This is a genomic window from Candidatus Stygibacter australis, from assembly GCA_030765845.1.
Taxonomy (GTDB): domain Bacteria; phylum Cloacimonadota; class Cloacimonadia; order Cloacimonadales; family TCS61; genus Stygibacter; species Stygibacter australis.
In genome coordinates this window covers 1-21,071 of the sequence record JAVCDJ010000170.1, presented here as the reverse complement: position 1 = coordinate 21,071, position 21,071 = coordinate 1, and the positions used below count along the sequence as shown (strand labels likewise).

Annotated in this window: 20 protein-coding genes; 14 read left to right on the top strand and 6 right to left on the bottom strand. The window is 38.2% G+C overall.

Features of this window, described 5'->3' with window-relative positions; all coding sequences use genetic code 11:
* The first annotated feature begins 801 nt into the window (after positions 1–801).
* Together RAO94_08610 and RAO94_08605 are read left to right on the top strand one after the other, a co-directional pair.
* Positions 802–1,173, top strand: coding sequence for a DUF3795 domain-containing protein (locus RAO94_08610; GenBank protein ID MDP8322396.1), 372 nt, complete (start codon positions 802–804; stop codon positions 1,171–1,173).
* Complete coding sequence (locus RAO94_08605) at positions 1,173–1,934, top strand: nucleotidyltransferase domain-containing protein (GenBank protein ID MDP8322395.1); 762 nt, start codon at positions 1,173–1,175, stop codon at positions 1,932–1,934. Before RAO94_08610 ends, RAO94_08605 begins: the two co-directional genes overlap by 1 nt.
* Positions 1,935–1,947: 13 nt before the next feature.
* Here the strand turns inward: RAO94_08605 and RAO94_08600 are convergent, their stop codons facing one another.
* Together RAO94_08600 and RAO94_08595 are read right to left on the bottom strand one after the other, a co-directional pair.
* Positions 1,948–3,195 carry a serpin family protein gene (locus RAO94_08600; GenBank protein MDP8322394.1) on the bottom strand — a complete coding sequence of 416 codons (1,248 nt, stop codon included), beginning with the start codon at positions 3,193–3,195 and terminating at the stop codon, positions 1,948–1,950.
* Positions 3,196–3,270: 75 nt separating this feature from the next.
* Positions 3,271–4,593 carry an alpha-amylase family glycosyl hydrolase gene (locus RAO94_08595; GenBank protein ID MDP8322393.1) on the bottom strand — a complete coding sequence of 441 codons (1,323 nt, stop codon included), beginning with the start codon at positions 4,591–4,593 and terminating at the stop codon, positions 3,271–3,273.
* A 322-nt stretch (positions 4,594–4,915) separates the two neighbouring features.
* On the opposite strand from RAO94_08595, the gene RAO94_08590 reads away from it, so the two are divergent.
* From RAO94_08590 to RAO94_08535, 12 genes are read left to right on the top strand one after another with little or no spacing between them, the layout of a single operon-like run.
* Positions 4,916–5,410, top strand: coding sequence for a Na+/H+ antiporter subunit E (locus RAO94_08590; protein ID MDP8322392.1), 495 nt, complete (start codon positions 4,916–4,918; stop codon positions 5,408–5,410).
* Entirely contained in the window at positions 5,403–5,663 is a 261-nt protein-coding gene (locus RAO94_08585; GenBank protein MDP8322391.1) for a monovalent cation/H+ antiporter complex subunit F, read from the top strand. Before RAO94_08590 ends, RAO94_08585 begins: the two co-directional genes overlap by 8 nt.
* Positions 5,663–5,998, top strand: coding sequence for a monovalent cation/H(+) antiporter subunit G (mnhG, locus tag RAO94_08580; protein ID MDP8322390.1), 336 nt, complete (start codon positions 5,663–5,665; stop codon positions 5,996–5,998). The genes RAO94_08585 and mnhG overlap by 1 nt, the downstream gene beginning before the upstream one ends.
* The gene (locus RAO94_08575; GenBank protein ID MDP8322389.1) at positions 5,995–6,246 is read left to right on the top strand and encodes a DUF4040 domain-containing protein; all 252 of its coding nucleotides are present in this window, start codon (positions 5,995–5,997) and stop codon (positions 6,244–6,246) included. The genes mnhG and RAO94_08575 overlap by 4 nt, the downstream gene beginning before the upstream one ends.
* Entirely contained in the window at positions 6,243–6,926 is a 684-nt protein-coding gene (locus RAO94_08570) for an MnhB domain-containing protein (GenBank protein MDP8322388.1), read from the top strand. Before RAO94_08575 ends, RAO94_08570 begins: the two co-directional genes overlap by 4 nt.
* Complete coding sequence (locus tag RAO94_08565) at positions 6,926–7,279, top strand: cation:proton antiporter subunit C (GenBank protein ID MDP8322387.1); 354 nt, start codon at positions 6,926–6,928, stop codon at positions 7,277–7,279. Before RAO94_08570 ends, RAO94_08565 begins: the two co-directional genes overlap by 1 nt.
* A complete protein-coding gene (locus RAO94_08560; GenBank protein ID MDP8322386.1) occupies positions 7,273–10,404 on the top strand; it encodes a proton-conducting transporter membrane subunit in 3,132 nt (1,043 codons plus the stop codon). The genes RAO94_08565 and RAO94_08560 overlap by 7 nt, the downstream gene beginning before the upstream one ends.
* Before the next feature lies 1 nt (position 10,405).
* Complete coding sequence (locus RAO94_08555) at positions 10,406–11,320, top strand: NADH-quinone oxidoreductase subunit H (GenBank protein ID MDP8322385.1); 915 nt, start codon at positions 10,406–10,408, stop codon at positions 11,318–11,320.
* A gap of 9 nt (positions 11,321–11,329) precedes the next feature.
* Complete coding sequence (locus tag RAO94_08550) at positions 11,330–11,962, top strand: NADH-quinone oxidoreductase subunit B family protein (protein MDP8322384.1); 633 nt, start codon at positions 11,330–11,332, stop codon at positions 11,960–11,962.
* An 8-nt stretch (positions 11,963–11,970) separates the two neighbouring features.
* Positions 11,971–12,510: an NADH-quinone oxidoreductase subunit C gene (locus RAO94_08545; protein ID MDP8322383.1), complete on the top strand. Its 540-nt coding sequence runs from the start codon at positions 11,971–11,973 to the stop codon at positions 12,508–12,510.
* Positions 12,511–13,677: an NADH-quinone oxidoreductase subunit D gene (locus tag RAO94_08540; GenBank protein MDP8322382.1), complete on the top strand. Its 1,167-nt coding sequence runs from the start codon at positions 12,511–12,513 to the stop codon at positions 13,675–13,677.
* A gap of 5 nt (positions 13,678–13,682) precedes the next feature.
* On the top strand, positions 13,683–15,455 hold the full coding sequence (locus RAO94_08535; GenBank protein ID MDP8322381.1) for an FAD-dependent oxidoreductase: 1,773 nt from the start codon (positions 13,683–13,685) through the stop codon (positions 15,453–15,455).
* A 61-nt stretch (positions 15,456–15,516) separates the two neighbouring features.
* On the opposite strand, the gene RAO94_08530 is transcribed toward RAO94_08535, so the two are convergent.
* The 4 genes from RAO94_08530 to RAO94_08515 all read right to left on the bottom strand — a co-directional run bounded on the left by RAO94_08530 (position 15,517) and on the right by RAO94_08515 (position 20,872).
* Positions 15,517–17,532: a C10 family peptidase gene (locus RAO94_08530; protein MDP8322380.1), complete on the bottom strand. Its 2,016-nt coding sequence runs from the start codon at positions 17,530–17,532 to the stop codon at positions 15,517–15,519.
* A gap of 196 nt (positions 17,533–17,728) precedes the next feature.
* Complete coding sequence (locus tag RAO94_08525; protein MDP8322379.1) at positions 17,729–19,075, bottom strand: DUF2851 family protein; 1,347 nt, start codon at positions 19,073–19,075, stop codon at positions 17,729–17,731.
* A 589-nt stretch (positions 19,076–19,664) separates the two neighbouring features.
* Positions 19,665–20,141 carry an IS200/IS605 family transposase gene (tnpA, locus tag RAO94_08520; protein ID MDP8322378.1) on the bottom strand — a complete coding sequence of 159 codons (477 nt, stop codon included), beginning with the start codon at positions 20,139–20,141 and terminating at the stop codon, positions 19,665–19,667.
* A 599-nt stretch (positions 20,142–20,740) separates the two neighbouring features.
* A complete protein-coding gene (locus RAO94_08515) occupies positions 20,741–20,872 on the bottom strand; it encodes a hypothetical protein (protein ID MDP8322377.1) in 132 nt (43 codons plus the stop codon).
* Between the last annotated feature and the right edge of the window lie 199 nt (positions 20,873–21,071).

Here is a 21,071-nt window from a genome sequence, read left to right as displayed (position 1 = left end):
AACTACTATAGTTAAGGTTAATTGCTTTTGGATAAAACCCTTTTCGTAATTAATCCAAACCCTATGTGAATTAATATACAATTCGCTTTTCTCACTTATCTTTATATTGCAAATCTCACAAAGATAGTAATTCTTATAAACCGGTTTTGTTACCTGAATGTATGTTTCTGTAGTCTTCAGATTATTGTGATCAAATAGAATCATAATTCTTCTAATATTCAATAAACTTCAATAAACGAGTTAAAAAGATGGGCATCAATAAATGAGCTGAAGTATTTTTATTTACATTAACTCTTTTTACTGCCAAACAATAAATTTCCTGAAAACTTCTCACACTATATAGTTTCACCTATTACTCCGCTAAGATTAACGTTTCAAATTCTCCTAATGTACCAGAATATTCCATAATTACTCCTTTAAAAAAAAACAACCCTATTTATTTTTTTTTAAAATAAATAGATTCTGCTCTAATAATCATATCTCTGTATATTAATTTTTAAAATCTTATGTATATTACTGTGTCGAATATCAAATATATTTAAAATTATGTCAAATATTATCTTAATATCCGGTCTTTACTCTGATTTGAAATAAAACTTGTTACTATGTTAGACGTGCATGACCGGGTATTTCCAAGTAGAGACGCCGATAACGACCAACTACAAACCATCCCTATAATTATATACTACTATTGATATCTGAACGTAGTTCACGTTCCTCGTAGATCTTGCCGTAGCCTTGGCGGAGGATGGATTCCGGAGTACCACCTGTGGTGCAAGTCCTACTTAATTTCTGCCAGGCATGAGTAAAAAAAATATTGCCAGAATATTCAAAAAATATTGCCTGGAACAAATATTATATGCAGGAGAAATAAAAATGATAACTGTATGCGGAGTATATTGCGAAACTGAATGTCATGCTTTAGGCACTGAATGTGCAGGATGCCATCAATTGAAAGGAAAGATATCATGGGCGAAGTATATTAATAAAGAGGTCTGCCCTATCTATGAATGCATTGAACAAAAGGGTTATAAGACCTGTATGGACTGTGAGGAGTTGCCCTGTAAGCTGTGGCTGGTTGATACCAAAAACCCGGCTACCAGTGATGAGGAATATGCAAAGCACTTAAAGGACAGGATAAAGAATCTTAAGGAAACGAATAAGGAGAAATAATGAACGAATTTAATACTAAAATTAGAGCAGAAATCAAACAATTGCTGGAAGCTGATGAGAAGGTGATAACTGCCTGGGAAGGTGGTTCACTGGCAACTGGCTATTTTGATGAATACAGTGATCTTGATCTTGCTGTTATCTCAGAAGATGATGCTATCGATGAGATATTTGCCAAAGTGGAAACATACTTGAAAGATAATTACGGGATCAAGCATAAGTTCAGGATACCAGAGCCTAACTGGCATGGTCATTCACAGTGCTTTTACATCATAGATAATTGTCCTGAGATGTTTTATGTGGACTTCCTGATCGAAAAAGAATCCGCTGGCAACCGCTTTCTGGAATCAGACCGTCATGGAAATGCTATAGTCTGGTTCGATAAAAAAGATTACATTGATGGCACTCCCACTCCAGAAGATATTATCAAAAAGAAATGCCAGGATCAGCTTAAAATGGTTAAAACCTATCTGCCATTTACCTTCAAAGATGTTCAGAAGCAGATATATCGCAATAATAAAATTGATGCTTTTGCCCTTTATATCTCACTCGTAAGTCGCATTGTTTCACTTATGAATATCAAATACCGACCAGCAAAACATGATTTTGGTATGCGCTATCTGCATCGTGATTTTCCTATAGAAAAACAGCAATTGATCGAGAAATTACTATATGTGAAAACACTTGAGGAGTTGCAGGCTAATTTACTGCAAATTATAGAAATATATGCACAATTAGTATCTGATTTACAGGAATACGAGTAATCCGCTTATATAATCAATCCTGGGAGGGATCACTCATAATCCCCATAAAAAGTAAACTTCCATTGCGATCATCCCTGATCAAATAGAGAAATGGTCTATGGGCATCGAATATGTATTCCATTATTCCGCATGCCATTCCCACTATTGTAACTGCGGCAGCATCAGTCCCTGCTTCATTAACTGTTATCCAGGCATTCTGTTTAACTCTTGAGACATATAATTCATCTGAAACATAAGCCATCTCAGAGAAATCAGCAGCAAGAGAAAAAGCATCAACCATTCCCAGAGCAATTAATATCTCCTTATAACTTTTATTGTAATTTACTTCAAAGGTAGGTAATTTAAAAACAATACCTTCTTCAAGATTTTCCGGTAAGGGAATAAAATTAGCAAACCAATCGTTAAATGTATCATATTCCAGACTTTGTATCCAGTCCGATAAATTTATATCATAATCTGGAAGAAATATATACATAGACATATCACCATTACTATACGGCAATCTTGCTGCTGCAAAGTCTTCATCCCATAAATAAGTAAAATCCAAACCATCACTTTGCATAAATGGCACTGGTACTATTTCCTGGTTGGCAGTTAAAAAAAGGTCATATTCAGTGTTATCTGGATGAAAGCTGTAAGTCCAATCAGCATTGAAGTAGATTGCATTGATCAAAAACATGACTTCCAATGGATCAATATATGTCAGTAGATTTGATATTCTGCCATTAGTCTGAGCGCTTGCCCAGTTATTGATAGCAATAATAGTGTCATCATTAAAAGGAAGGTCAGGAAAAACTTGAGATTCATAATATTCTTCTTTAACTGAGATAAAATCTTCTTTGACTGGGAAATTCTGCTTTATCCAGATAGAATTTGCCAGACCCAGTTCAATACAGGGATCAACGTCTATCAGGCTTCTTATCAAATGCTGATTTTGTTCATTGAGTTCTGCTACAGAATATTCACTAAAATGCAGCACATTCTGCATTTCAACAAGTGTATTGCCAACAGCTCCATTAAGCGTCATTGAAAGAGCAATTGATAATGATAATGGGGAGAAAAAAATATTCTCGTTATCTGTTTCGCTCAATTTCTTTAGCAGATCCAAAGCAAAAGCTGAATTTGCCTGAATTATGCTGTCTTCAACCTGGCTGGCATACCAATCGGCATCACCATCCGTAATAGTATTTTCCGCTGTTGTTTTAACTGTGCATCCACAAATCAAAAACAATGACAAGATTATTATAAGTAAGTATTTCATTATTACCTCCAGATCAATTAGCTACAGGTACAACTTGCTATTTTTATCTGGATTATGTCAAATAATTTTATTGGATCAATGTTTTTTATATATCAAATAATCCCAGCCTTTAAATGATAACAAAGTATCACGGGAGAGAGTGACCTTATCTCCTGAAAGGCAATTCTGATATTCGCCATCAATGCCGCTTAGTTTAAATTCTGCTGTTTCGTGAGTAAGGTTGATGATAAATATTACCTGATCCTGATCCTTCTCTCTTGACACGGAATATATCTGATATGGTTTGCTATTAGGCACTTTACTAAATGAGCCACCATAAATGCCATTATACAAGGTAGGATTTTCCTTCTTCAACTCATTAAGAAGCTTATATAAAGCATCCATTTCAGTCGTCTTCCAATCTATCTGATCTTTATCAAAGAATGCCAGTTGACTGCTGTTCAAAGCTTCCTGTCCACTGTATGTGAGTGGCATACCAGGCAAAGCATAAGTGAGTACCGTCATTGCCTTATATGATGCGGGAAAATGTTTAAGCATTGTCCCAGACCAGGAATTTTCATCATGATTGGCTAAGAAAAGCATGCGAAGATTTTCTTTATCATAGCGTTTCATTTCTCTCATACGATAGGCATCAAGCTCTATAACGGATTTATATCCGGCAGAAATGTCTTTAAATAATCCATAGGCACTCCAGGCATAGGTCATGTCAAATGCTTCATGATAAGCCGGATTTTCACACTCAGCCAGCATAAATACTGGTTTTATCTGCTCTATCTGCATGCGGGCATCCATCCAGAAATCAAGAGGAACCATTTCTGCCACATCACACCGGAAACCATCAATATCAAAGTCCTTTACCCAGTATTGCATAGCATCAGCCATCGCCTTACGTAATCCCATATTGCCATAATCAAGCCAGATGACATCATTCCAGTCTTTTACTGGAGGATAAAAGTTTCCAGCACTATCCTTTTTATAATATTCAGGGTGATCGAGTGTCCACACATTATCCCAGCCGGAATGATTCGCCACCCAATCAACGATAACATACATCCCCCGTGCATGAATATCTTCTATTAGCCTTTTGAAATCTTCCTTATCGCCATATTCTGGATTAATGCCATAATAATCACTGCTGGCATAATAACTGCCTAATGAGCCCTTACGGTTCAATTCACCGATGGGATTGACAGGCATCAGCCAGAGGATCCCCACCCCCATTTCCTGTAATCTGGGTAAATGCTGACGAAATGCTTCGAATGTGCCCTCAGGAGTATATTGACGGATATTAACTTCATATATAGATAAATTTTGTGACCACTCTGGAACTTTAAATTGTGCCTGCAAAATACTGGCTGTGCATAAAATACTAAATATCAGAAAGAATATACTCTTCATATTACCTCCGAATCTATTTATATCATTTATAAGAATTTAAATTTTCTGTCAATTATATTATCAATTAGGGTTTTAGATAAACTGATTGACATAAAAGAGCAATTTTGTGAATAAAACTTGCAGATAAGGTATTTTTTCTTAATATATATTCATAATGTAGATGTTTAATAGCATATACATTAAATAAAAATCAGGGGTTTTTTAGAGTGCAGTCAGTTTGTTTGCTGTCCATAGACAAAATCTGCCATCTAGAGGCGGACTTTGTAAATATATTAAAAGACAACTATTTAATTGAACAAAATATAATAAAATCAGGAGAATTATGAAAGCAATCAAAAGATTTTTATTCACATTTGTCTTTCTCTTTATTCTCTGGATGCTGCTGGCAGGACTGGATTATCAGGAGCTGATACTTGGTGCAGGTATTTCGCTATTGATAAGTTTACTATTTAGCAGGCATACAGGCATATATGGAGAATTCAGATTCAGTGTGAAGGCGTTTATTTATGGCATCCTTTACATTTTTGTATTTTTGGGTGCCCTGATCAAGTCCAATATTGATGTGGCATTGCGAGTGATCCAACCTGTAATACCTATCAATCCTGGTATCGTGCATGTGAAAACTACATTAAAAAGCCCTTTAGCGCGTTTAGTGCTGGCAAACTCCATTACATTAACTCCAGGAACATTAACAGTGGAAACCTCAGGTGAAGATTTTTATATTCACTGGATAGACGTAAAAGCAGCAGATGAATCAGGGGCTACAGAAGCAATTGTAAAGAATTTTGAAAAATACCTGGAGGTGATCTTTGGCTGAAACAATATATATGATCGCCGGACTCATTGCTCTGGTAGGAATTGTGATCGCATTTGTTCGCTTGATACTGGGACCAACTGCTGCGGATAGAACTGTAGCCATTGATGCAATGACAATAATCACCATTTCACTGATAACCTGGCTGGGTTATATGCAGGGTAGAAAGATCTATCTTGATGTGGCAATGGTTTATGCACTTATTAGCTTCATTGGTGTTGTTGCAGTAGCAAGATACCTGGAAAGGGGGTTATAATGTTGATCGCTGGAGCAATAATCAGCCTGGTAGGAGCAATATTCCTTTTTCTGGGAGCTTTGGGAGTGCTGCGGATGCCTGATCTTTATAACCGTATGCAGGCAGGAACAAAAGCCACTACATTGGGTTCAATCCTGTTTATGCTGGGACTTGGTATTGGTTATTATAATCAGATCTGTATATGTAAGATAATTCTGCTATTGCTATTTGTGATATTTACTAACCCTATTTCATCACATGCACTGGCTCGGGCTGGACATTTTTATGGGATCCGTCTCATAAAGAAATCAGTACTTGATGCTTTGCATGATGCTGAGAAAGAGGGGGAATTATGATCTTAGCAATAATTATTGTGTTAGGAGTTCTTATGCTGGTGGCTGCGTTTCTGGCTTTATATCTTAAAGACCTGCTTTCGGCAATTATTGCTGCTGGTGCAATCAGCTTGATGGCAAGCGTTATCTATATCATACTCGCTGCACCTGATGTGGCTATGACTGAAGCGGCTATTGGGTCAGGACTCACTACTATAGTATTTCTTTATGCTCTGCATCTGGTGAAAAAAGAACAGGGGGAGAAAAAATGATAAAAAGATTCTTCTCTCTATTCTTTGTAATCCTGCTGTTATTCGTTTTATTACCACTGGTCACAGATATCAAGCCACTAACAGAATTAGGTATTACTTCCCAGAAATATGCCAGGGATGGTGCTAAAGAACTTGGTGCTGCCAATCTTGTCACCTCTGTAGTTGTCACTTATCGTGGACTTGATACTCTGGGCGAGGTTACAGTGTTATTTATCACTACAGCAGGAATTGGATTTCTCTTGCGGAAGCGATCGACAGGAAAAAATAAAAAGCGTAAAGCATCTGAGATATTAAAAAGCGGGACTTCATTTCTACTGCCATTAATAGTGCTTTTTGGAGTATATATCTTCACTCATGGACATTTGACCCCTGGAGGTGGTTTTCAAGGTGGAGTTGTTATTGCTTCGGCAATAGTGCTATTGCTGCTTTCTGATATTAACCTGCATACCGATCATAATATTCTTAACTGGCTGGAATCTCTGTCAGGAGCTTTTTATATATTACTGGGAATATTAGGACTGATCCTTGCGGGAGGATTTTTGGATAACAGATTCCTTCCTTTAGGAGAATTTGGCAAAATATTCAGTGCTGGTGCGATTCCCATCATATATTCCCTGATCGGACTTAAGGTTGGTGCTGAACTTGTGGGAATTCTCAGCAAACTGGGCAGGGAGGAATAATGACAATAATCACAATTTTAGGATTTCTGCTGATCATCATTGGCTTGTGGGGTATGCTTACGCGTAAACACCTTTTCAGGATAATATTGGGATTTTCCATTATCGATACGGGTATCCATTTGATAATGGTGTCACTGGGATATATAAAAGGCAGAACGGCTCCGATCTTTGATAGTGATCTTTCCACAGTTGATGCTGTGCATAATATCGTGGATCCTATCCCTTCAGCTCTGGTTCTTACTGCTATTGTCATTGGACTGGCAGTGACTGCCCTGATGCTTGTATATGTGGTCCAGATGAAGAGGCAGAAAGGATCACTTGATATCAGTGATTATGAGGAGTTGAAATGGTAAATCCTATCTATATATTAATCATCGCATTATTTACTGCTTTTCTATTGCCGGTATTTGATAAACTTGGGCGAAAATTCTCTCTAAGCATATTTTTCATTGCTCTGGCAGCGATCTTTGATATCACCCTGCAACTCGCCTGGCAATCATATAATGGCGTTCTTGATGCTAATATCTTTACAGCAGGTTCAATACCACCTTTCTCTATTAATTTGAGGATCAGTGGAATAGAAACCTTTCTGATCACCACTATAAATTTTGGGACATTGCTTGCGGCAATATATCTTTTACCAAAATTTAATAAAGAGAAAATCTATGCCATGATGCTCTTTCTCACTTTAAATCTGGGAGTGAACGGGCTGATTTTAACGCGAGATATTTTTAATGTATTTGTCTTTCTGGAAATAACATCGATTTCTTTATATGCACTTATTGGGATCAGACAAAACAGGCAAACCCTGGAATCAGGATTTAAATATATTATAGCCGGTGGTCTGGCTTCAGCATTCCTATTGCTGGGGATAATTTTTGTTTATAGGTTATCCGGTAATCTAAATATTGATATGATAGCTGCGGCTAACCCACTTCTGGTATCCAAAGGTGGTTTGACGGCACTATTTCTGATAATAGTAGCCTTCCTGATAGAGCTAAAACCCTGGCCTGCTAATGGCTGGGCGCTTGATGTTTATCAGGCAGCCCACCCGGGAATCAGTGCTATGGTTGCCAGCATAGTAGCTACGGGATTTATTTTTACCTTTTATAAACTGATCCCTTTGATACCCATTTACTGGTATGATATCCTGATTTTAATGGGTATGCTGACTTATGTTTTTTCAAATCTTTCCGGTCTTAAGCAGAAGAATGCCCAAAGATTACTGGGATATTCTTCTATAGCCCAAATGGGGCTATTGACGGCAGTATTACTGATAATATCAAAGCATCCTGTCCATGGAGATCTACAATATAACCTGATTTATATTGCCGGAGCACTATTCATTAATCATTTTCTGGCAAAAGCAGGATTATTCTGGCTGGCTGGTATCATCAAAAAAGATAAAATATCAGAATGGTCATTAAAGGGACGACCAACACTGATAATAGTATTTGCCTTTTTTGCCTTTGCTCTGGTAGGATTACCTCCATTTCCAGGATTCTGGGCAAAATGGCTGCTGATTAACCGATTGGCGGAATATCACCTTACAGGCTGGATAATCCCCATAATACTGGGATCACTCCTGGAAGCTACTTACCTTTTACGCTGGTTTGGCAGTTCTGTTAAAAAAGAATCAACAGAACCTGTAAAAATCCATCTTCACAAAATCATTCCTACTTATATCGCAGCAATGGCTTTATTGATTGTTTATCCATCTTTTGCTGATTCGCTGATCTATACAAGAGTGATTTTCCAGATACCGCTTATTGGTTTAGCAATTATGGCTTTGTTGCATTTTTTACCTTCTCGTGTACGTGGAATAATAATGATAGCTGTTCTGGTCTATTTTGGCTGGTTCATCTACCCCATGGCAGAAGGAATTGTAAAAATATTTGAATTCATTTTTATAGGTGGCGGGATTGTGATTTCTATTGCGAGTTTGAATTCCAAAAAATACAGTCAGGGATATTTTGAATTTCTGATCATGCTGATCCTTTCACTTGCTTTTATACCTTTGGCAAAGACCAGTCTTGAATTTTTCCTGGTCTGGGAATATATGACAATCAGCTCCTGGCTTCTCGTTTTAAGAGGGAATAAGGGAGAAAAGCCTGCTTTGATCTATATCCTTTTTTCATTGAGTGCTGCATTGATGATTCTCACTGGTTTTGCACTCAGCTTTGCAGAGACAGGAAGTATTGCTTTGCAATATCTGGCAAATCTGCAAATATATGCAATCCCTGTATATTTGCTTTTAGCTGGTGGTTTCCTCGTGAAAGCAGCAGCAGTAGGATTACATATCTGGCTGCCGGGTGCTTATGCAGAAGCAGAAGATGAAATCTCACCAATATTTTCCGGCATGATGAGCAAGATCGGTCTCTGGGGATTTATCATGCTGCTGGGATTTATGGGAACCAGAGCCCTGGGGATATTTGAAATATCAAATCTGCTGGGCTGGATAGGTGTGATCACAGCATTTTTTGGAGCATTGATGGCAGTATTTCAGGAGGATATCAAATACCTTCTTGCTTATTCCTCCATGAGTCAACTTGGCTATATGATACTATCTGTTTCCCTGCTTTCTCATCTCGGCTGGACCACTGCTCTTTATATGTCAGTAACGCATTTATTCTTTAAAGGGATGCTGTTTTTGGCTATAGCTGGATTGGTTTCAAGGGTCGGAACCACAAAAATGTATGAAATGGGTGGACTTATTAAGAAGATGCCCATGACATTCATCACAGTATTGATAGCAATTATTGCTGTTTCCGGTGTACCACCATTATCAGGATTTGGCGGGAAATGGCTGCTTTATACTGCATTACTCGAAAAAGGCTGGTATCTGCAGGCAGGACTATCCTTCTTTGCTGGTGCTATCGCTTTCCTATATCTCTTCAGGCTGATCCACACCATCTTCCTTGGTCAATTGAAAGCAAAATATAGAGAAGTAAAAGAAGCTTCACTCTGGTATCTTGTTCCGCAGGTAATATTTATCGGAGCGATCATGGCAGTCTCTACTTTCCCAAATCTGATATTGAAACCTATTATGGCTGCTGTGGATACTCAGTTTGCATCTACAATCAACTGGGAAGGCTACAAGGTGATCACTACTTTGGGTTACTGGAATGGAAATGCAGTAATGATGATCACAATGGGAGTATTTATGGTTCCCCTCATCTGGCTTTTGGTTAGAGTTAAAATGGTGCAAAAAGTTGAGCAATTCAATATTGTATATGCCGCTGAGCGTCCGGATAGACCTGAAACTACTCATTTTGCTTATAACTTTTTCAGCCACTATCAGAAAGCACTGGGCTTCCTGGTAAATCATCAGGTCACTAATTTCTGGAAATCTGTAGCAGAATGGTTTCATTCAGTTTCAGCTATGGTAAGACATATATATACCGGGAACGGCCAAACTTATGCTCTACATATCATTATATATATCGTAATTTTATATACTCTCCTGGGGGTGAATTAATATGGATGGACTTATAATCAAAATCATATATGCTTTTATTTCTTTGAGTGTTGCAACGATTTGGGGATTGCTTTTAGGTGGTATTGCCATGAAAGTGGTTGCCAGGGCACATGGTCGCTTTGGTCCACCTGTCTGGCAGCCTATTGTGGATATTATAAAGAATAATGCCAGAAGGACTTCCATAAGTCACGGCATTATGTATTTTCTTGGTCCTGTCTTCCGAATTGCTGGAGGCATGGGAACTTTTCTCTTTATTCCTTTCATCTTTGGTTCGACAGTGTTCGGTAATTTCAGTTTTGCTGGTGATCTGTTCCTGGTCATGTATTTCATTTTTTTCGGACAATTAGGAATGGCTCTCGGTGCCGGAGAAAGTGGACATCCATATAGCGCAATTGGTGTTGCCCGTGGACTGAGTCAAATGACTGCCTTTGAATTACCTTTTGCACTTTCAATCATCTCACTGGTTATTCAATATGGCACTTTGAATATTACTGATATAGTAGCTGCTCAGCAGGGCGGGATCCTCAATTGGACATTGATCACTAATCCTCTGGCAACTATAGCAGCGCTTATATCTCTTCAGGGCATGAATATGCATAATCCTTTCAGTGTTGTGATAGCTCCTCAGGAAATACCCATTGGCCCACCAACTGAATATCACAGTAACTTCCTGGGATTATTGCAGACCAATCGAGGACTTTTTAATATAGCCAAGCTTGCTTTATTTATGAACCTGTATTTTGGTGGTGCCACTAACCTGGCTATGATGATCCTGAAAACATTTTTACTATATATGATCACTGTCATAATTGGTGCTTCATTCCCGCGCTTCAGAACGGAACAGTCTATCAGGTTTTTCCTTGGTGTCCCCACTATACTGGGTATATTAGCCGTGATTATTGTCGCATATTTATAAGGAGTTGAAATGGATAACAAAGAAATAAAAACAAAAATAAAACTGGCTAACGATGGTCTGGCAGAACACGAAAAAGCATTGTTTTGTGATGCCCGTCCTCAATCATATAAACCCTTAGGGAAATATGTTGAGAAATTTTTGAACTGGGCAAGGGCAAATTCTTTATGGATATTAGGCTATGGAACCGGTTGCGGAGCTATTGAACTGCGTCCCTTGATGACAGCACGTTTTGATATGTTTCGCTGGGGACTTGCCCCCAGACCAACTCCACGTCAGGCAGGAGTGTTTGTGATCGGTGGTTATATGAGTGTGAAAACCCTTAAAAGGGTGATCCGCAGTTATGAGCAGATGCAGGGGCCTAAATTTGTGATAGCTTTGGGAAGCTGCACAATCAATGGCGGGATGTATTGGGACAGCTATAATACCATTAATCGTCTTGATCACTATCTTCCGGTGGATATTTATATCACGGGTTGTATGCCACGTCCTGAAGCTCTTATTGCTGGTTTTAATAAACTCAAAGCACTGATCAGAGAAGAAAAAACTGATGGTCAAAATGAATATGCCAATAACTTTGACTGGTATAAAGCTAATCAAAAAAAGATCGTAAAAGACTGGAATATGCCAGACTATAACTGGTAGGAGAGATCATGCAGGAAATAATAAATAAATTAATTGATCGATATGCTATTGAGCCCTTGCAGCTAAAACGAAATAATCAGGCATTTGTGACAATCGAGAAAGACAGACTGCCAGATGTACTCACCTGGCTCAGAGATTATGAGAATTACACTCATCTTGCATTTATCACGGCAGTAGATTATCCTGAGATAGAAAAATTCCAACTCACTTACATGTTACATAATTATGAGACGAATACTGACCTTGGTTTACGGGTACTGCTGGATCGCACCCAGCCAGTAATGGTATCGGTGCATCATCTCTGGAAACAGGTAGAAGTATATCAACGTGAACTGCGAGAGATGTTTGGTATTGATTTTCCAGGAAGCCCAGGTCTTAACGAAAATTTTGCCTTGGAAGGCTGGGATGATATCCCTCCAATGAGAAGGGACTTTGATACTAAAGAATATTCTGAGAAAACCTATTTCCCACGTCCTGGTCGCAAAACTCATGATCCCCGGGAATACATGAAGCAGAAGCTATATCCTGAAAAGAAGGAGGATAAATAGATGAAAACTGATAGAAGTAAATTTCCTCCTGTTATCGATGGCAAAGCCCAGTTTGATCTTGAAAGTGGAAAATATATTAAAGTATGGCAAGGCCCCCAGCATCCAGGTGTAACAGGTAATATGGCTCTGGAACTGATTATCAGCGGTGATGAAATTATTGATCTTACAACTCATGTTGGTTATTTGCATCGTGGTTTTGAAAAGCTCATGGAACGTCGTCGCTTTATTCAGTGCTTCCCTATTGTATGTCGTATTTGTGTACCAGAACCAGATACTAATGAATATCTGCTGGCTGCTGCTGCAGAGGAACTTGCTGGTATTGAGATACCAGAAAAGGCAAAATGGTTACGGACATTAACTCTTGAGCTTTCACGTCTGGCAAGTTTCTTAATGTGGATTGGAGGTCAATCGGGTTCATTCGGGATGGGTACGGTCGCTCAATGGGCAATAGCTCAACGTGATTTCATTCTTGATCTGTTTGAAGAACTCTCCGGAGGCAGAATTTATCACATGTACATCATTCCAGGTGGAGTTCGAGACGATCTTCCTCAGGGATGGGATAAACATTTAGAGGAAGTGCTTGTTAAGACTGAAAAAATACTAAGTGAAATAGAAATTGTCTTATTTAACAACATAGTTTTCAAAATGCGAGCCAAGGATCTGGGAGTTATCACTCCTGAGATGGTTGACAAATTTGGCATCGTAGGACCAAATGCTCGGGCTGCCGGACTTGCACGTGATCTGAGAAAAGATGAACCATATCTAATCTATGACCAGCTTGATTTTGAAATACTTACGATGGACTATTCTGATGCTTATAATCGCACCTATCTGCGTTGGCAGGAAATGTGGCAATCTATTGATCTTATTCGTCAGATCATGGCAAAAATGCCTGCTGGTGACGATTATCATTACAATCTTCCAAATGTACTCAACTGGAAGATACCCTACGGAGAAACCTATGTGAAAGCAGAATCTACCCGTGGAGAATATGGTTATTATGTGGTATCAGATGGAAGTGGCTATCCTCGTCGGGTATATGTAAGAGGTCCCAGTTACACTCATGCAATGTCACTGCTCCCGCATCTGGCAGTTAATGTAAATATAGCCGATATGGCAGGTCTAATGGTATCATTGCATACCTATCCACCTGAAATTGAGAGGTAATATAGATGAAATTAAAAGATTTTCTCTCCCCATTTTATGTTTGGAAACGTGCTTTTGACAAGCCGTTCACAACTCGAAAACCTCTGGAAGAACGTCCTGGTGCTGATCGTTACCGTGGTTTTCACCAGAATGATATGACTAAATGTATCGGTTGTGGCTCCTGTGAAGTGATATGCCAGAATGCCGCTATTGATATGGTACCTGTTAAAGAAATTGAAACTACTTTGACTGATAGTGGTTTGCGTCCTCAGATAGATTATGGACGCTGCTGCTGGTGCGCTCTTTGTGTGGATATCTGCACAACCGGTTCCCTGAAAATGTCTAATGAATATATCTGGATTGATACTGATCCCGAGGTGTTCAGATTTGTTCCAGGTGCGGATACCAAATCATGGGATAATATTCCAGAAGGATATTCCCAGCATGATAATTACACTTTGCTGAATTTGGATAGAATTGAAATGCCATCACTATCAGCAGATGAGAGCAAGAAAACTTTCCTGGAGATCGTGAAAGGATTTAGTAAAGAAGAAGCTATCAAGGAAGCACAACGCTGTGTGGAATGCGGCTTATGCGTGGCATCCTGCCCTGCTCATATGGATATACCAGATTATATCAGGGCAATCCGAGAAGATGACCTTGATGAAGCTATTAGACTGCTATATGATACAAATCCCATGCCGGCAACATGTGGTCGCATTTGCACGCATCTCTGCGAAGATGCCTGCTCTATTGGTGTAAAAGGTGAACCACTTGCTATTCGCTGGTTGAAACGCTATATTGTTGACCAGATTGATGAATCAGATTTTAAAAATATATTAGCGGATGAATTCAAACCTAATGGTAAGAAAGTTGCCATCATAGGTTCTGGTCCTGGTGGATTAAGTGCTGCTTATTATCTGGTGACTGCCGGGTATAATGTAACAATCTATGAATCCAGTAAACTTCCTGGAGGTATGATCCGCTATGGTGTTCCCGAATACCGTATGCCTTATGACCAGATTGATCAGGATATTAATTATATCAAAGAACTTGGAGTAGAAATTAAACTTGATAATAGAATTGGAAAGGATACACCATTTATAGAACTTTATAATAATTACGATGCAGTATTCTTTTCCACAGGTTTAACTGATCCCTATAAAATGGCAATTGATGGTGAAGACCTTCCCGGTGTTTTCTCAGGCATGCAAATTCTTGACGATGTCACTAAGGGCATCAAACTAGATATCGGAAAAAAGGTCGTTGTTATTGGCGGTGGAAATGTGGCCATTGATGCAGCACGTACTGCCCTTAGATTAGGTGCTGAGTCCACAATTATCTATCGCAGAAGAGAAGAAGATATGCCTGCTGATGAAGAAGAAATTGATGACGCTCATGCAGAAAATGTAGAATTTATAACTCAGGCAATACCTTCAAAAATAGAAAAATCAGAGAATGGCAAGCTAAGATTCTTCTGGAATAATGCGGAAATGGTTGCCAAAGAAGGAGCTTCACGCCCCTCTCCTGTTGCCATCAAAGGTGATTTTCAATCTCGTGAAGTTGATGCTGTGATCTCTGCTATTGGTCAAGGTGGGGATTTTACTTTCCTCACACCTGAATTTGAAAGCAAGATCAAATTTAAGAGAGGAAAAGTCATCTTAAATGCTGACTGTCAGACTTCTGAACCTAAGATATTTGCTGGTGGTGATATTGCAAATCCCACTGCTGATGCCATCTCTGCTATTGCTGATGGACATAATGCTGCCAGGGGAATTGATAAATTCCTGAATAAATAAGTACGAAGTTACTCTACCTAAAGGTGCTGTTGCCTAACTGCTCAGCACCTTTTTTTATATCTTATTTTAATAACAACATTCTCCTCGTGAAGATGTTATTATCTGTTTTAAGTTTATATAGATATAGCCCTGAGGGAACAATATTCTCATTCTCATCTTCCCCGCTCCAGATAATCGAATGCCTGCCTTGAGCAAAATCACCTGTGACTAATTTATTAACTATTTGTCCTTTAAGATTATATACCGAAAGCTCAACATAATCATCATTTTCCAGGGAGAAATAGATCGTGGTAGAAGGGTTAAAAGGATTTGGATAATTACCCAGCATTTCTGGAATCGCAATCTCTTCATCAGTATTAGGTACTAAATATTCCATATAGACTGTATTTGAGGAATGACTTTCATTTTCCTGCGCATAAACTGCTGTTATATAATAGCCCAATAAAGAGGAATGAGGAAATAAAATAGTATCTATATAACTGCATTGATTGGTGGTATCCAGCAAAGCGTAAGGAGTATTATTTATACTGCCTACACTGCGGTAAATGTTATAATACTGAAAAGCTCTTGCAGAATCATGTTGCCAGTTCAATGAAGCTTCATTTCCAGTAAGTACTCCTTCCAATTCAGCGGGAGCAATCAGTTGAGATAAGGTAAAATCGACTGTTGCATTATCATATTCTTCGACTAAAACATTATTATAAGTGATGAATTCATAATCAGGATAGGTGGCTGATACAGAATAATTGCCTACAGAAACCTGGGTGATATATGAAACTGTTCCTGATTCATCAGGTTGAATATCCAGGGTGTATTCCTGATAATCATTATCGATAGTAACAGTGATCATAAATGTATCTACAATTGCTGGTTCAAGCGTTACCTGACCGCTGACAAAGCCGACTGGAGGATCAGGTGGAATAATATCTACTATCGCTCCTTCCACCACCGTCAAACCATAAGGGATCTCATCAGGAAGCAGATACCAGCCATTATATGTACCTCCCCAACCTAAATTTAAATGATAAAACTCATCAGTATTATATCCATCCACTACAAAATTATGTCCTGAATCCCAGGCAGGAGTGACGGAAGCAAAATGAACCGGTAAACCTTCCATAATATTCTGAGCTATATGTTGATAAAAATCAGGTGTGGATTCATCAATAAGCTGAGACTCATCAAAATTAAATTTCATGAAGGCATCATAAGCCTGACTCACTCCAAAAGTTCCTGATGCTTGAGATGTGTAAACCTGTGTAGCAGCCACGCCACAGGCAAATACAAGTGCTGCCTTTTCATCATTAGAAACCGGCAGGCCATATTGATAATGAAAAGCCAGGCTATCAAGAGCAGAATTGATCTGCGGAAAGGAGAGAAAATCCAGAAGCTGATAATCATTATCTATCCAGTACTGTCTGCCAGCATAATTATGATAATAATCATCTTCATCGTCAAAAAATACAGAATTTACGGTTCTATGATAATTTAATATTTGAGACATGGCAATCGATGGACAACCGGCAATACTCCTACCCCCGGTAACTGTATCCAACGGGCAGAAATTATTATAAGGTGCAGATTGTGTCCAGTTCTCCAGCAGCCAGCCACCAGTTGGTGTACTGCCCTCAGGAGGCCACTGCTCTGGTCTATCAGGTCTGCCCTCTTCTGTCAGCAGATCATCCCATTCTGTTTTTCTGCGTGATATTATTGATTCTGGTAGACGCGATAAATTATCAAGTCGAAGGCTGATATCTGATTTTATCAGATCCAGAAGAATATTTCCCATTTTCTCATTATAAAAGTTACTTGTAAATGAATAAGCAATTACGGGTGGTAAATTATCATCAGCAGATATTACCATGTATCCCTGAGGAGACAATTCAAATACGTAGCCCAACATCATATCTTGATCGACTATAACTTCTTCTTTTTCCAGAGTATAAGTATTTGTTTTCCCCAATTGAGAAAGCTTAGTGGATGCCACTTTCTGGCACATGTTTAGTCCTGCCTGAGCAGAAAATAGAATATTACATAGTAACAATAAACCAATGATCATCAAATAGCTTTTTCTCATAATCCATCCTTAGTCTCAATTCTTGATAATATAGATCTTAAAATCTAATATATACTACAATTTATTATGCTTTTTATGTCAAGAAAGAATCAATTTCACTTAGTTTTCACACTTGGTTAACTCATAATGGTTTATATAAGTAAGATATTTGATTGACCTGGTTGGAGTACGTGTTAATATTATAGTCTTAATTATCTTAGAGATTGGGATTTTGCATTTGGGCAAGGGTTTGAGTTTTATAAGTCTGACATTGAGTGCAGGTGTGGAAGCGGCAAAAATTATTGTAAATATGCAGAATAGCCTGTTGATAGACTGCTTTTTTCCTGCTAAGACGGATTTGAGGAGGGTCCATGAACTGACGCATGGATTTGGTGATATAATTATCTGGTAAAGAATGATAATTTTTATAGATATAGAGTATGGCATCCGTCATTTCACTGAATTTGTTTTCCTGAGCATATAGCAGAGCAAGGGGCAGAATGATATTAATGAATAAAGTATCCAGCCTTGTTTTACCCAACTGATATTTTTCAGGAAGAAATTCACCAGGACGGATAAATAATTGGTATAATCTCTGATAGAATTCAGCCATGTTGATCTTGCCAACTGGAAATGAAAAGAGCTTTATGAAGTTGTTAAATAATGAACCCTTCAGAGATTCATACACTAGATTTGAGACTTGCAGAAGTCTGATGGCTGGATGGTTTACTGGACGAATTCTGAATAGATGCCAGTCAATTTCCAGTTGCTCTTTAAAGAAATCCTGCCTGGAATATAGTTCCTTCCATTTGAGCACAAATTCTGCTGGAAAGGTTGAGGGCAGCTTATTTATCAAACCCGATGCACCAAGCCAGATGGCAATGAACTGTTGTTCTGACAAACCTCCCTGAGCAAATATCCGAAGTTGTGAATAAGTAATTAAACTGGCAAGCTGGAGCATCTGGTATTTATTTTTACTATAACCCAGAGCTTCCAGGATGCCTTGATAGGCAAGCTGATTGAACCCTGTAAAATATTGTTCAGCAGCAAAGCGTTTGGCTTTTTCGTCAATTCTCTGGCAGCCATATTTAAGGAGAACCGGCTCGAGCAATTCAGCAGGTTGACCAGCAAAAAAAGAGCAGAATTTATCCTTAGGTATCTGGGGATCATCCTGATAGCCTGTGAATATTTTAATAATATCATCATCAAGATAATCCTGCATGGCAAATATTTCTATTTGCCTGCCTTTTTTATCAATCGTGAAATCCGGTTTTAGATTATGCTGATAGACCACGTGCAGGATAATACGACAATAATTGGGGTCATCAACATGACCATGAGCCTTCCAGTCATAGGTCGTTTTGTGTAATTCCACATCTCCACGGATGAGATCATTATCGATAGAAATAACAGCTTCCCGAAAATCAGGACCTGCTGAACTGCTGAATCTGCCTGGAGAAATGATCTTAATTTTCTTACCTGATACTGTCATCAAATCAGGTTTCAAATGTCCGGCATCCCAGATATGATAAAGAAAACGCTCCGTGAAATCAGTAATATCCATAATATTATTCCCAAATTTATTTTTATATATTAAGATTATTTCCCAAAAATCAGTCAATGCAATTTTTTTTAGCAAAATATCATATCCAGGAAAAACAATCCTACAAATCACATTTTAAATCATATCCTGGAAAAACAATCCTACAAATCACATTTTAAATCATATCCTGAAAGGATAATCCTATCATTGCCCCTCATAAAGGCGAAGCCGATATGAGGGGACAAAATGCCCCAACGCTACCAACTCTTCTCCACCCCAAGCCGGCTGCGCCGGCTTGGGGTGGAGTGAGGGTTTTTTTATATTCCATCCCCTTATACCGGCTTTCGCCTTTATAAGGGGCTAATGATATATTATGCCTTCGGCATATATCACTACCAAAAACCGAAAATACGACTGGAACGGATTATATTTATCAATGATCACATTTCTGATCATATCCTGAAAGGATAATTCTATTGTTGCCCCTCATAAAGGCGCAGCCGATATGAGGGGACAAAATGCACCAATGGCACCCACTTTCTCCATCCCCTTATACCGGCTTTCGCCTTTATAAGGGGCTAATGATATATTATACCTTCGGCATATACAATTAATCATCTAAATTACAATCTTCACCATCAAAAACGTATTTCTGGTCATATTCAATATTGTTCTTCTTCAAAAATAATAAATATTCATCCCTAAAAGACATTTTCCTATGATGCTCCTCCTGCTTTTCTATATAATCGCATACAACTGGGATCATTGATTCACTTACAGAAAAAACTGCATAACCTTTTTGCCATTTAAATTTTGATAAAAAGAGACTGGTTTTATGCAACCAGCGAGATGATTCTCTTTTTATATATTTAACGGCTTCAGGAAGATCTTTTTTATTTAATCTGATCAATATATGTACATGATCTAACCAGCCACCAACTCTGATCGGTATTAAGCCTTGTGATTTACTAAGTCCGTATATATAGGAAAATAATTTAATTCTGATCTCTTTATCCTGTAAAAAGGGATATCTGTTTTTAGTAGAAAATACAATATGTAAATTAATACGATGAAATGAGCCAGCCATGTTATCTCCTAATGTAAGAATAATACTAAATATATATTATCGATCACAATCCAATAATCTTATTTATCTTCAGAATGTAAAGTTTATTCTCAATCTCAAAATGAGATTATCTGATTTATATTAAATTCATATCCTGAAAGGATAATCCTATTGTTGCCCCTCATAAAGGCGCAACCGATATGAGGGGATAAAATGCACCAATAGCACCCTCTCACTCCACTCCAAGCCGGCGCAGCCGGCTTGGAGTGGAGTGAGGTTTTATTTATATTCCATCCCCATATACCGGCTTCGCCTTTATAAGGGGCTAATGATATATTATGCCTTCGGCATATATCACTACAAAAAAGCCGCTAATACAACTGGAACGGATTATATTTATCAATGATCATATTTCTGATCATATCCTGAAAGGATATGATTTAAAATATCAATAAGATTCCGGGTAGAAGCTTCTTATGCGACTACGCCGCATCACATTGACACGGTCACTTTACTCCGAAAGTGGTTTAAGACTGACTGGGAAAATGACTTGTTTTAGAAAGGGGATCAACCATCCGGAAGGTCTTCGACCATTCAGGAGTTTTTTTTGCAACTTTATATTAATTAGAGAATATCTTATAATTCAATATTTCAGCCAGTATAACAGCATCTTCAACCTGCATTAAATGGAGCTTGACAGGATAATCATTATCAAAATGATAAGCATTGATATTTGATTTTATCTTTTTCATAAGATAGACAGGCAGGGCAGGTGCTTGCAAGCAGCAGATATGTTTAATAAATATAAAGAGTTAGATAGAGATTACGGGTTCTGGTACGGGGATTGCATTAATATAAAGTAATAAATTTAACTCGGAGGTTAAGATGAAGAAAAATTTAGTAGTGTTAGTGTTGGCATTATTGGTGGCAGGCAGTCTATTTTGCCAGGAT